The following is a 12,756-nucleotide window of genomic DNA, read 5'->3' as shown; positions in this document are numbered from 1 at the left end:
TGTCTTCTCTCCTTTTAACTAATTACTTTGCCTTCAAAATTGGAACAAGTGAAATACTCTGGATGACTTTGTTCAGCATAAATTAATTCACCATTTTCATATTTTCCTGGCCAAACTACAACTAACTGATGCTGTTTACTAATGTTTTCCATCAATCGTACTGGATTTGTTTGTAGGCTGGTATCAAAAAGAACATTAATTCTGTCTAAAACATAGATTTTTTCTTTATCAATAAAAACTTTTCGCAAAAATTCATCAACAAATAAACTATATTGTTTTTTGGAAATTGTTAAGAGTAACTCACTTAATAAAAGATTCACATTAACAACTTGAATTTCTTTATTTTCTTTTAAAATCTTATTGTGTAATAAATTATCGTTACAAAGAAATAGCAATTTATGATATTGATACTTTAAATTACTTATTTCTTGATTCAAATCATCAAAATTCATAGAGATTACACCCTTTTTAAAAATAAGTCATTTTAAATAAATTCCGCATACAGGTCAAATATCGTGTTTTAATAATAATTAAATGATCTTAACACGCATTTTTAACAATTATTAGATTAATATAATTTTTGTATGCTCACAATAAATATTTCATACTTAAACAAAATATTAATATTAATTCTATTTTTATTTCTATCGTTTCATTATAACTTAATTCTTTATCAAAAATTTGAATACGTTTAAAATACATTTAAAAATGAAATAATGAATTTACCTAAAAGTAATTAATTATGGATAAAAAATAGGTAGCTTTTGCTACCTATTTACAAATTAATATTTAAAAAACGCCACCTCTTCAAAATCAAGTAGTTGAGTAATTGTTCTACGATCCAAAAGATGGTTATTCCATTCGCATGATGTTTCAGACACATATGAACAAGCATGACAAGCTGCACCGTTTATAGATGTTTGCAATTCAAAATCTCCATCCGAACAATGTGGATCAGATGAACAATGTTCAAATTGCTCTATTGCTCTTAGAAAAATAGGAAATAACTTTTCAGGTTTCGATAGTTCAATCAAACCACCTAAACTTCCTTCAGAATCAGACGAGGCTGTATAAATTAAAACTCCCATCATATCTGGTCCACAATAAAGTCTTTCTCTTAAAGAAGTAGTCGAATAGCCCGAATGTGCTGCAAATTCTTTAATTAGCATATGAGAAAAAGTATGAATCAGTATATCTTTGGGTGATAATTCTCTTTGATGGTATCCCAGTTCTTCTCTCATGAAGTTATATTTCTTTATTATTTTCCCCAATTCATTTTTTACAAAACTGTTTGTTTGCCATTTATTTATGGCTTTAGGATTAAACTCAAAAAATATTCCTTCTCCATGAACTAGAACACCAGGTAACCAATTTTGTCTATCTTTCATGATCGGAAGGCCATCTATCGCTTCTTCAAAAAATGGATCTGGGTATTGTAAGCGTGAAAATCCATTTAATACTCTTACTTCACGCAAACGATCTACTCTAACAATCGATTTAAAATACTGTTGTAACTCTTCGTGGAGTGACATTTTTTTACTTACAAATCCTGTTTCATCTTCATCATTTATATCACCTATAATTAAAGTCGACCATTCTTGTTTACGAATTGAATCAAACGTTACAACTTCTTCATTCTTAAAAAAATTTATAATTCTTTCAAACTCTGTTTCTGATCTTCCTAAAGCCTGACAAATTAAGGTCCTCTTTGCATTTTCATCAAAACCAGGAATTTCTAACAAATTAGTTATAACATCTCTTTTACTGTCAACAATATACATGAGCTCATCGTTTTGTGAAGCAGTTAATGGAATTGATAAGACACTTGTAATAACCGGCGTATAAATATTTGATGCTCCTCTTAGGCTAGTCTTCATTTTTTCTGAACATTTCTCTTTGTCATTTAACCAAGGGCGTTCTCCAGTACAATGAGTGATATATCTTTCTATTTCTTCAGCTTTCATGATTTGCGATAGAGTATTTCTTTCTCCACATTTTACGCATGTTACTACAATATCTGATAATGATCCTGCAGCACCTTTTGATTTGTATTTTAATATTGGTTTTTCCTTAGAACATTTTTTACCTTTATGAGCCCATTCTATCCATGGAAAATCACTTATGTGGCCTTTTTCGCAAACTGTAATAAATCGAGAAGGATATAACTTCACATTCTTGTCTTCATTTTTCTTACAATAAAAACATTCTTTACTAGCAAATGAATCCATCATTCCGCAAGAAGGACAAATTCTCCATTTAGGAAATGGTCTTGCTCCAACTTTTATACGATCCTCTTCTTCACTTATTAATTTAATAAAGTCAATGTTTAACATTCTTTCTAACCTTGGTTCATGAAATCGATTTTCTCTTGGAATAGCCCATTCATCAGCTGCTGAAATCATCACACTATCTTCTAATAAATCGACAATTGCTCCTGGTCCATGATAGTGAAGTAATTGAGTCGGTCGAAGTTTTCCTATTTCTTTTTTACTCATAGTCTTTCACCTCAATAACTTTAATCTCTCCTTCTACGTTTCGAAGTGAATTTAAAGTTGGTCTAGCAAATCTATAATTAGTTTTCTCTTTAAAACCTCTTAACAAATGCTTTACTCTTCCATGTTTAACATCCTGTCGGTAGCTTAGTTTTTCTTCAACACTAGCCCGTTCTTCCCACCATGTATAGATTTTCTCCACTTCATTTCTTATTTCCTCAAATTCAACTTCACTTGTCGAAGTGGCTCTTTTGGAAATAAATTCAAGTATTTCTTCTGTGATGCTTGTTTGAGAAAATTCTTTTGCTCCATTTTCTTTTCGAAGAGCAAAATCTGTTTGTCGTATCATTCCAACAACAAGACCTGTAAGACCTCTTTCTAAGCTTCCTTTAGCAAATGATGTCACACTTGTTGGTTCTACAAACCGATACATTGCCTGGTGAAATGACTTAAAACGTTCAAAGTGTGATAAATCTCTTGCTCTCATTGAATTAAATAAAGTAACAACTAATCCAGGATAACTTCTTCCTACTCGACTGGTTGCTTGAATATATTCAGAAGCAGTCTTTGGCTGACTATGCATAACCATCAACCCTAAACGATCAATGTCTACACCAACAGAAATCATATTTGTTGCTAATACTACATCTAATCCGTTTTCATCATATTTCCGCTCAATAGCACTTAATACTTGAGGAATTTCTGCTGCTTTTTTTCGAGAGGTTAATTCCTCTGAAACTAATTGATCTTCTTTTTGATTTTGTCCTCTTAATAGTTTTATCCGAATTGGTATTTCATCTTTTAATTTAGTAGATGTTCCTGATAATTCTTTCACAGTATTAAAATATCCAAGGACTGTCCAATACGGATCGATTGAATCATCCTTATCTTCTAATTTACGAATTATGGATAATAATGCAGCATAAACGTGAACTGTATGGATTGCACCACTTACTCCTGGTGAACATACTCCTAAATAAAAACGTCCAGGTTTTTTATCTAATGGAACTTGATATGAAAAATAATTATCTCTAGCATCTGTTACAGACAAAGGAAATTGAGACACTTTCCTTCCAAATAATCTTTTAACCTGTTCTTCTGCACCACGAATCGTTGCTGTTGATGCAATAATTTTTGGTCCTACTCTATTATTTTGGCATAGATAATCAACTGCCACTTCATACAAGCCAGTTAAAGAACCTAAAGGTCCACTTATTAAGTGAAGCTCATCTTGAATAATTAATTCAGGTGGAATCAAATGATCTATTTCTTCGGTATTAATTTTCTGTTTATTAATCAAATGATAGCTCTTATATTCCAAGTCATTTACAAAACCTTCAATTGGACTATAGTGTGTTTTCCATCCAAACAATTCACAGAAACGTTTGTTCCAAGCTATTTGAGCAATTTTATCTACCGTACCAATTAGAATAGTTGGTACTTGATTATATATAACCTCATCCACAGTAAACGCTGGAATACCACCATTACTAGCATAATAACACTCTGGATTACTACATGTTATTTTTTGTTTATGATCTTCAAAATGATAATTATGTGCTGTTAGAGGATTACCACACCACGGACAATTTTCTAATTGCATTGGATTTCCCTCGGTTACTTCATTCCCATCTAAAATTTGTTGAATTTTGTCCTTAGCTTCTACAATTTTATTTGGAGTAGATGCTTGACCAATCCACAATCCAATAGAGAATGGTTCAATTCCCCATGTTAATGCATCCTTCTGACGAATAAATTCAGCTGCACATACCATAGCTGTTGCTCGTTGAAATTGTTGCGTTGTCAGTAATCTTAGCGTATATCGCATCATTACAGTTATCCCAGCATAAGTTTCACGACGATGTGAAACACCATTTAATCTTCTTAACCCTATTAAGAAAGCAGAAATACCTAAATATGCTTCAGTTTTTCCTCCTCCAGTTGGAAACCATAATAAATCAACTAAATCTCGATCATTATGATGTGGATTACTGATACCGTCGATATTCATAATAATAAATGCTAACTGAAAAAGTCTCCAAGTCCCAGTGTACACCGGTTGAATTCTTTCTTCAGTAGATCGATATCTTAATGCTACTTTCGATTGTGCCTGCTGTATTGCCATTACTCTATTAGCAAATTGAAATGCCTTAAAATTTCTTTCATTCGAAACAATAGAATTGATACCACTTTCAATTCTTCCAATAATAACCTTGACCTTCAATAAATAATCATTAACTACTTCATGTAAATGAGGAGATATACCTTCAAACTTGGCATACTCAGAAGTTACCCATTCTGTATAAGAATCAACAATTTTGCTTAAATTAGTTTTAAGATCTTGCTTTGACATTTTCGCTATACTCATCATTGATGTATCCAATCCATCAATTACTTTATGTTCTACTATTGGTACTTCAGCAGTAGGTAACCATGTAGTTTCTAATAAACATAACTTATCCTCGAATTTATAATCTACACCAACACCATGTCCGATTGCATACTCATTTACATGACGATATAGTAATTCATCCTCCAAATTACTTTGATCCGCTCTCGATACAAATTTTAAAATCGCATTGTCTTGAAACTTTATTGATATTTTTGTTTGGAACATAATTTCACTTTGAAGTGGATATGAATTGCGCTTGTATCCATTTAAAAGATAAAAACTAACATGAAAAACTCCATCTCTTTCTTTAACTTTACATCGTAATAATCCAGGTTCTTCTAACTGCCACTCTTTTGTTTCTGGAATGATATTATTTAATTGAAATGTAATTGGTTTTCTTTCATAATCCTCATCATACATTCCCCATGAAATTGTAATATTAATAGGAACTAATTTATTCAATCGAAAACTAAATCCCATTGACGATGCTCGAAAAGGATTACGATTTGCAATAAATTCATCTACTTTCTCTGTATCTAATATTTCATTCGTTTGAATTTCATAATCTTCTTCGTTTACTACTTCAACAGTTGAACCAAAAGGAACCAATTTCCCCGTTAGATAGAGTGCATTAGGTGTTTTTTTACTACTTAATATTTCTTTTTCCTCTATTGGTCCAATTAAAATCGATTCAAGATTACTGATTAAGTCTTTTCTTCGTTCTAAATAAGGATCTAATTTATTCAGTATTTTATCCATTATTCATACTCCTTAATTTACTAATCGTTGTATCTATTGTACTATGAAACAATTCATTTTTTCGGGTTATCAAAAAATAAAAAGGCTCTATAAAATCAGATCCTTTTTAATTTCATATTTCCCTTATTCTATAACATAATAATTGCCTTGAATCGTTTCCATTTCCTACGATAATATTTATTGATAAATTCATTTTCGAGCTATATTTGGTAAATCAGTTAAATCTAAATGACCACCATTATTTACTATTGAATTTCTGTAATACAATAAATTTCAAAATATTTGTTTGCATTATGTAATTGATATTGAGATAAGAGAATGGCCACTAATTGAAAAAGGAGCCGAGGCAATCTCAGCTCCTTTTGTTATTCAACAATCGCATGCTTAGCAATTCGTTTCATTGTAAATGAGTAATTTTTTTATATTTTGGCTCTATTAAAAAAGATTGTTTATTTCAAAATGTTATGGTAAAAAATGCTATAATTATGTCACATAAGATAACTACTGTGTAAAAGGATTATGATAAATTGGGCTATTCAATTTTTGTTGATCTCCATTAAGTCAACCTGTAATAAATATAAACATTAGTTAATTTTAGGAGGAAATGAGCATGAATTTAAGTTCTATAGAAGAACGTCGAATTAGGCATAATGAGATAAAACAAGTGACTGCCGCGCTGTATGAAGCAAAGGTTAAGGATTATGAAATTCTGCGCGTTTTGATGAAGATATGTAATATTAACCGAGAGAGCGCAATGTCTATGCTCCAATTTGAGAAAATTATATGGTATCCTTGTCGAGAATTGACTCAATACTTAATTTTGGAAAAGGGCTTTGACGCCCATGATGCGAATGTGTTTACTTATAACATCGCGAAGCCTAGACTAGAAAGTAATACTGAATTAAGAAAATTATCCCCAGCTAAATTGTTTGACGCTATTAATAAGGATAATAAATAGTGTAGGAAAACTAATGGAAAGAATAGAGCGAAGCGAAATAAACCCTCTAATATTATTAGAAGGTTTATTTTTTTTAATGGGCAAATATCAACAATTTACTTTAACAGAGCCTATATTTTAAAAATATCAAGATTGAATTTTTAAAGTCATTTTTAAATTTCTTAATTTTCCATATTCTCTAAAATAATTTCTTTTACACGAATAATAATACGTTGGTACTCTTCTTTTTGATTTTCATTTAGTAATTCTTTATTTGCTTCTAAACAATATTTAACTTTTAATGCCTCAATGAATTCCTTATGGTTGTTTTCAATTAGCAAGCTACAAATACTCTTAATTAATTCAACTTGATTATCTTTTATTTCTATCTTAGGTAGCTTTTTATATATTTTATTTAAACGCTGTTTTAAGATCATATTTCGCCTAATCTCTTTTCTATTTCATTGATTCGATCATCCAGCTCCCCTACTTCCATAGCTTTAATAATACTATTTGATAATGTAGCTATGACTCTTGCACGCTCAATACTAGAAGGTTCTTTTTTCATCAATTCATTTATTACCCTAGCTAATAATCTTCTAACATCTTGAGGTTTATTTAATCGTATATTACTTTTTGGATCAAACAAAATAGACTCCCTCCTAAATTCTTGATACAAAAGGGCTTAGACTGATTTTTTAATAGCAAAATGTACAAAAACATAGCATATATTTTACATTTATCAAACATTTACCCCAATTACCCCATGTTAGCTCTAATTTAAAAAAAGGGGTAATTGGGGTATTCATTAATCTTTTAAAAATAAAGGTGACACCTTAATAGTTCCTTTATTACCTGATAAACCATCTTTATAGAATTTAATATATTTGTGCTCCTCTAGAACTACTAAAAGTTGTTTAAGATAATCACTATTAAATTTAGTTTTTGTATCCTGCTGTATTCTTCTATAACTAATTTCATTTAATTGATATGACTTTATTTTTTTTAATAAATATTTTACATCGTTTATTTTTAGATCCATTTTCATTTCTTTAAAGGCATTTATTGCATGTCCATAAAAGTAGTATGCTAACTCTATTGTATTCATTATTATATCCGAATCAATTTCTATTAATATATCTTCACAAGTAATTTCAGCATTACTATTTACTTCTAAAATTTTGGTAATATGAAGCAATCCAGCTATACGTACTAGTTGACCTGCTAATTTTCCACCCCAATGTTCAATATCAGATAGTTTCCCGTCTTCCCTAAGTGCTAATTCTATCTTTTCTTCAAACTCTTTAAATTTTGCATTTGCTTGATTGCTAAATTTAAGAACAATTTCCTTATCTACATTAAATCTCAATATTTTATATATATTTTCATAATATATATTTTTCATATCTTTATTTAAAGATTTAGGTCTTACTCTCCTGTATCCAATTAATGATTTTGGCATAGAAAATAAAAATCTACCTAATAAACCTCTTTTAATAAAAGTTGTTGGTAATCCCATTATTACATCTGGCTGAATAAATAGACCAATAGTAAGAGCTGGATTATTTAATGTCTCCGTACGTCCCATTCTATCTACTGCACAATAATCACCACTATAACTTTTTAGGTATATTTCTAAATTTGGTTTTGAATTTTTAGAATATCTTCCGGCAATATTGTCAAATATACCTCCTTCTGCAGATAAAATTGCCATTTTCTCATTGTTCTCTACTAATAAACTAACTAACTTTTCTGAAGTAACATCATCTGTTATTAAACGTTGTGTAATGTTCACTTCTTTTGATTCGATTTCCTCATTTAGGATTATTAACTCTTCAAGAATTTCGCTATCACCATTTTTAGAATATTCATTTTCTAATCGGTCTTTTCTTTTTATTAAAGCCCCTTTTTCAGTACTTTGTTTTAAAATTAATTTTTTATTATTTTCTCTGATTTCTTTCTCAAATAATAAAAGTGGTTCTTGCATTAAAGTAAAGACAGCACTTTTTCTATTAGCTGGAGATAGAATAACTACCATAAATAAATTAACGGGTTCGTACCAATCTCCATGCGGATTGATTTTTATTTTTTTAGCACAAGCTGTTGAAATTATTGATAGAGCAATCATGGCAGCCGCATCAACTGGAGTTTGAGTTGTTTCTGCTACAGATTCAATAAATTCTTTTATCCAATTAGGAAATATTTTGATTGGAAAACTCGGCACATCATAATTTTCAAATTGTACTGGTTCTTCCCATACATCATTTGACATATTTTCAATTTGTTGACTAGAAAGTATATCTTCATTAATAAAATCTTCTTTACTAAAATAATTTTGAAGATCATTTAGATCAAAGTTCATTTATATATTTTTCCTTCTAAAATATTTTCCAGATGATATTAACGCATCAAATTGATCAATTGAATTTATACTTAATAAACCCTCCAACCAATAATTAATTAATTCTCTATGATGATATAGACTTCCAATTTTTTCAAAGTCTTTAATTGTAGTAATTGAAAATAACTTATTATTTATTAATCTTAATAAATCGGAAAGTATATTTATTCTATTATCAATTTTTTCTTTGAAATTTTTTTAAAATAATTTATTAAAATCATTATTTTTCGATCTATTACTAATAGAAATATTTAAATTACTACTACTACAATTTAAAATTCCTAGGTCTTTTATTAAAATTTTTAAAGTAAGACTTATATTTACATTTAATGCAAGCGATACCAGATCAATTACATCTCCAGATTTCCCTTTATTACATCCTGCCCAACAACGAAACGTATTTGTATCATTATATATAGTAAAGCTTGGATTTCTATCCTTATGAAAAGGACATCTAATATTAAATTGTTTTTTGTTGATGCTGTTATTATTTATTTGGGTATTTGTATATTTTTCTAAAGCTTTTATTATTGTTAATTCAGCTTTTATTATGTCAAATATCATCATTCTCCTTACTCCTTATAATTATGGTTTTGGTTTTCTTGTTTACATATCCATTCGTCTATTGATGAGACTCGAAATAATATTCTTTTCCCTACTTTAATGTATGGAATTTTCTTTTCTCTAACTAGTTTATAAATCGAATCTATTGAAACTCCTAAATAACTTGCAACTTCTTGTGCACATAATGTGAGCCTAAGCAATTTGATCACCCAATTTCTTTAATTATTTCTTTAATTCTTTTTTTTACATCATCATGCAGTTCGTGTCTTAGCATTCTGCAGAACTGACTTTCACTTACACCATAGATCTCTGCAATTTGCCATTGAAACAAATTAGATTTTTTAATTGCTAATTTCATTTCTTTATTATTCATTTTTATCACCTCCTTTCAGGCACTTGTAAATGCTATTGATATTGTTGTATTATATTATTGTCTACCTTTTAATATTTAAATAGTGGAAAAAACGGTGGACAAAAATAATTCAGGAGGGATAAAATGAAAAAAAAACTCTATGGTATCGATACTAAATTTACACAAAATGTATATGAGTTAATTTTTGAAGAGTCAGATGGTGATTATTTTGCAATTTCTAATGGAAAAATTCATAAGAGTTATGATGTTTATTACGAGGAGACTTGGATGAAAAAAAGAGGTTTAATCCAGGACATACACTTTACTTGTAATAAAAGAACGAAACAAAATGAAAAGATTCTATTTCAACAATTTGTTGAAAAATGGGGTTTTATTAATAATGATCTTAAGCAGTCCATGAATACATTCTGGATCGAAATTGAAAAATTTAATATTTTAATCGCAAGATATGCTCAAGTGATAAATAAAGAATTATCTAACTTAAAAGATTGGATTATATTAAGTTCTCCAAGAAATCAAATTACTAGAACTATTGATGGAAAAGAATATTATATTGAAAATGAAGAAACTTTATCTGCCAAAAGAGGTACTAAATCCCGCGTATTTTTTAAATGCTCGTCGTTTAATGTAGATGTAATAGAGTTCGAAACAGATATAAGCGAGTTTTTAAAAAATGAAACCGCAAGCTATCAACTATTCGGTTTTTTGTATCTAACTACCATACTTTATAAACAAGATTTAAATCTTGTTGTTAGACCGGATAAAATTCATGTTGAGCAAATAAATGCCTTTAGAAGTATAGAGGAATTAACAATTGAACCTATTCTTGAAGTTAAAAATATGAAAGAAGCAATATACGTATTATTACTAATGTTGATTACAAAAAAGCAAGAAGTATGTAAAGCATGTCTATCTCCTTTTACTCCTGCTAGAGTTAATAATATATATTGCAGTTCAACATGTATTAATTTTGCTAAAAAAAAGCGATATAGAGAAAGGAAAGCTAATAATGGCTTATATTGAAAAAAGAGGAAACAACTCATATAGATTAGTTGTAGATGTAGGTTTTAATTCATTAGGTAAAAGAATAAGAAAAACAAAAACTATAACTTGTAAAAATAAATCTGAAGCAAAAAAGGAATTAGCAATATTTCAAACTGAAATTGAGGCAGGTGCATATATCTCTCCTCAGAAAATGACATTTGAATACTTTATCGAAGAATGGAAAGAAAAATATGCAAGAAAACAACTATCCCCAAGTACTTATGAAACCTATATGATATATATTTCAAATCGCATAACTCCAGTATTTGGACATATGAAATTGGATCAAATCAATACATTACTCATCCTTGATTTTTTAGATAATTTGCAAAATGATGGAATGAGGGAGGATGGTAAATCGGGGAAGCTTTCTTCTGCAACAATCCAATACTACCATAGAATATTAAAAAACATATTTACTCGTGCAGTAGAATGGAAGATATTAAAAGTTAATCCAGTAAGCGGAATTAAAAAACCAAAAGTAATCGTAAATAAAAAAGCAGTTTATGATGAAAGTCAAGTTCAAATTCTATTAGAAAAATTAAACAAAGAAGAACTGAAATGGAAGATGATTGTAACACTTGCAATTACAACAGGAATCAGACGAGGTGAACTACTTGCATTAGAGTGGGAGCATGTTGATTTTGAACAAGGAAAATTAATGGTTCAACAATCATTATCTTATACAAAAAATGAAGGACATATTTTTAAGGAAACAAAAACAAAAAGCTCAAATAGATCTATATCTTTACCAAAACCTATTCTTGATCAACTTAAAAAATATAGACAATTAAAAATAAAAGAAAAATTGTCTATTGGTGATAAATGGAATGGTGGAAATAAATCCTTGATCTTTTCTACATGGGACGGATTACCTATGCATCCTTCAAGTGTATCGTCATGGTGGAGAAAACGATTGAGATTATATAATTTGCCATCAATTACTTTTCATGATTTACGTCATACTTCAGCAACGTTATTAATAAATCAAGGTGTCCACATGAAAGTAATTAGTGATCGACTTGGTCACTCTAAAATTAGTACAACAATGGACTTATATGGTCATACACTTGAGAGCGCTGATGAAAAAGCGGCAGCACAATTTAATATGTATTTTGAAAAACAAAAAAATAGCTAACATAATTATGTAATTTTGAATAAACAAAAGATAAATTAATATTTTTGCCACCAATATGCCACCAATTCACCTGTACTACTTCAAACTTAAATTTCTGTTATATAAAAAAAACCTTGAAATGAATAGCATTTCAAGGCTCTGTACTAATGATCCCAACTGGACTTGAACCAGCGACCCCTACCCTGTCAAGGTAGTGCTCTCCCAGCTGAGCTATGGAATCGTAATATATAGTGAGATTAAATCACTATGTTAAACTCTATTATACTGTTTTACCTCGTTCACTTCAACCAATTTTTAACAATAAATTCTGAATATAAATGCTATTGAATAGATTTAATCAGCCATTCATCTATTCGATTTTGCTTCTAAGTTACTAATTGTGTGCATTAAATCTTTCCATCTCATATCGTGGTCACTTGGGATATTACTTAAGAGAATGCTACCAATTACAATTGTTAAGAATAATAGTAGGACACCAATTCCAAAGACAACTGTTTGCACATGATAGTTTTTAACGATTTTCATCATTCTGTTTTTCATAGGCCTCTCTCCTGTTAGTTAAATATTAATATTCCTTAGTGTTAGAATTAAACACTCTTTTACTATTAATATTTGCCAGTTTGCCTATTATGTAATCAAAATAATTTTGTAATCGT

At 29.4% G+C, this 12,756-nt stretch carries 13 protein-coding genes and 1 tRNA gene; 3 read left to right on the top strand and 11 right to left on the bottom strand.

Annotation, left to right across the window (positions count from 1 at the left end):
* Positions 1-14: 14 nt before the first annotated feature.
* The 3 genes from brxF to drmA form a co-directional block, all read right to left on the bottom strand.
* On the bottom strand, positions 15-452 hold the full coding sequence (brxF, locus tag CN601_RS23825; protein WP_098172531.1) for a BREX-3 system P-loop-containing protein BrxF: 438 nt from the start codon (positions 450-452) through the stop codon (positions 15-17).
* A gap of 330 nt (positions 453-782) precedes the next feature.
* Positions 783-2,495 carry a DUF1998 domain-containing protein gene (gene drmB / locus CN601_RS23820; protein ID WP_098172530.1) on the bottom strand — a complete coding sequence of 571 codons (1,713 nt, stop codon included), beginning with the start codon at positions 2,493-2,495 and terminating at the stop codon, positions 783-785.
* The gene (gene drmA / locus CN601_RS23815) at positions 2,488-5,643 is read right to left on the bottom strand and encodes a DISARM system helicase DrmA (RefSeq protein ID WP_257131802.1); all 3,156 of its coding nucleotides are present in this window, start codon (positions 5,641-5,643) and stop codon (positions 2,488-2,490) included. Before drmA ends, drmB begins: the two co-directional genes overlap by 8 nt.
* Positions 5,644-6,253: 610 nt before the next feature.
* Here drmA and CN601_RS23810 point away from each other — a divergent pair.
* Entirely contained in the window at positions 6,254-6,601 is a 348-nt protein-coding gene (locus tag CN601_RS23810) for a hypothetical protein (RefSeq protein ID WP_098172529.1), read from the top strand.
* A 161-nt stretch (positions 6,602-6,762) separates the two neighbouring features.
* Here CN601_RS23810 and CN601_RS23805 read toward each other — a convergent pair whose 3' ends face one another.
* The 6 genes from CN601_RS23805 to CN601_RS27135 form a co-directional block, all read right to left on the bottom strand.
* Complete coding sequence (locus tag CN601_RS23805; RefSeq protein WP_098172528.1) at positions 6,763-7,017, bottom strand: hypothetical protein; 255 nt, start codon at positions 7,015-7,017, stop codon at positions 6,763-6,765.
* Positions 7,014-7,229 (bottom strand): hypothetical protein, encoded by a 216-nt coding sequence (locus CN601_RS23800; protein WP_098172527.1) that lies wholly within the window; start codon positions 7,227-7,229, stop codon positions 7,014-7,016. The genes CN601_RS23805 and CN601_RS23800 overlap by 4 nt, the downstream gene beginning before the upstream one ends.
* A 159-nt stretch (positions 7,230-7,388) precedes the next feature.
* The gene (locus tag CN601_RS23795; RefSeq protein WP_098172526.1) at positions 7,389-8,942 is read right to left on the bottom strand and encodes a YfjI family protein; all 1,554 of its coding nucleotides are present in this window, start codon (positions 8,940-8,942) and stop codon (positions 7,389-7,391) included.
* Between the two features lie 237 nt (positions 8,943-9,179).
* Positions 9,180-9,548 carry a CHC2 zinc finger domain-containing protein gene (locus CN601_RS23790; RefSeq protein ID WP_098172525.1) on the bottom strand — a complete coding sequence of 123 codons (369 nt, stop codon included), beginning with the start codon at positions 9,546-9,548 and terminating at the stop codon, positions 9,180-9,182.
* 5 nt (positions 9,549-9,553) lie between these two features.
* Positions 9,554-9,754 (bottom strand): helix-turn-helix domain-containing protein, encoded by a 201-nt coding sequence (locus tag CN601_RS23785; protein ID WP_306659842.1) that lies wholly within the window; start codon positions 9,752-9,754, stop codon positions 9,554-9,556.
* A complete protein-coding gene (locus tag CN601_RS27135) occupies positions 9,751-9,918 on the bottom strand; it encodes a hypothetical protein (RefSeq protein ID WP_179865674.1) in 168 nt (55 codons plus the stop codon). The genes CN601_RS23785 and CN601_RS27135 overlap by 4 nt, the downstream gene beginning before the upstream one ends.
* A gap of 123 nt (positions 9,919-10,041) precedes the next feature.
* On the opposite strand from CN601_RS27135, the gene CN601_RS23780 reads away from it, so the two are divergent.
* Both CN601_RS23780 and CN601_RS23775 read left to right on the top strand, forming a co-directional pair.
* Positions 10,042-10,941, top strand: coding sequence for a hypothetical protein (locus tag CN601_RS23780; RefSeq protein WP_098172523.1), 900 nt, complete (start codon positions 10,042-10,044; stop codon positions 10,939-10,941).
* Positions 10,928-12,100 carry a tyrosine-type recombinase/integrase gene (locus CN601_RS23775; RefSeq protein WP_098172522.1) on the top strand — a complete coding sequence of 391 codons (1,173 nt, stop codon included), beginning with the start codon at positions 10,928-10,930 and terminating at the stop codon, positions 12,098-12,100. Before CN601_RS23780 ends, CN601_RS23775 begins: the two co-directional genes overlap by 14 nt.
* 147 nt (positions 12,101-12,247) lie before the next feature.
* Here the strand turns inward: CN601_RS23775 and CN601_RS23770 are convergent.
* Positions 12,248-12,320 (bottom strand) — tRNA-Val (locus CN601_RS23770).
* A gap of 125 nt (positions 12,321-12,445) precedes the next feature.
* On the bottom strand, positions 12,446-12,640 hold the full coding sequence (locus tag CN601_RS23765) for a hypothetical protein (RefSeq protein WP_098117264.1): 195 nt from the start codon (positions 12,638-12,640) through the stop codon (positions 12,446-12,448).
* Between the last annotated feature and the right edge of the window lie 116 nt (positions 12,641-12,756).

The organism is Bacillus sp. AFS017336 (genome assembly GCF_002555445.1).
GTDB lineage: Bacteria > Bacillota > Bacilli > Bacillales > Bacillaceae_G > Gottfriedia.
This window is presented reverse-complemented; position numbering and strand designations above follow the sequence as displayed.

Bases quoted from the DNA above. Each gene is read 5' to 3' on its own strand.
- brxF (WP_098172531.1), bottom strand. From the start codon at position 452: ATGAATTTTGATGATTTGAATCAAGAAATAAGTAATTTAAAGTATCAA.
- drmB (WP_098172530.1), bottom strand. From the start codon at position 2,495: ATGAGTAAAAAAGAAATAGGAAAACTTCGACCGACTCAATTACTTCAC.
- drmA (WP_257131802.1), bottom strand. From the start codon at position 5,643: ATGGATAAAATACTGAATAAATTAGATCCTTATTTAGAACGAAGAAAA.
- CN601_RS23810 (WP_098172529.1), top strand. From the start codon at position 6,254: ATGAATTTAAGTTCTATAGAAGAACGTCGAATTAGGCATAATGAGATA.
- CN601_RS23805 (WP_098172528.1), bottom strand. From the start codon at position 7,017: ATGATCTTAAAACAGCGTTTAAATAAAATATATAAAAAGCTACCTAAG.
- CN601_RS23795 (WP_098172526.1), bottom strand. From the start codon at position 8,942: ATGAACTTTGATCTAAATGATCTTCAAAATTATTTTAGTAAAGAAGAT.
- CN601_RS23790 (WP_098172525.1), bottom strand. From the start codon at position 9,548: ATGATGATATTTGACATAATAAAAGCTGAATTAACAATAATAAAAGCT.
- CN601_RS27135 (WP_179865674.1), bottom strand. From the start codon at position 9,918: ATGAATAATAAAGAAATGAAATTAGCAATTAAAAAATCTAATTTGTTT.
- CN601_RS23780 (WP_098172523.1), top strand. From the start codon at position 10,042: ATGAAAAAAAAACTCTATGGTATCGATACTAAATTTACACAAAATGTA.
- CN601_RS23775 (WP_098172522.1), top strand. From the start codon at position 10,928: ATGGCTTATATTGAAAAAAGAGGAAACAACTCATATAGATTAGTTGTA.
- CN601_RS23765 (WP_098117264.1), bottom strand. From the start codon at position 12,640: ATGAAAAACAGAATGATGAAAATCGTTAAAAACTATCATGTGCAAACA.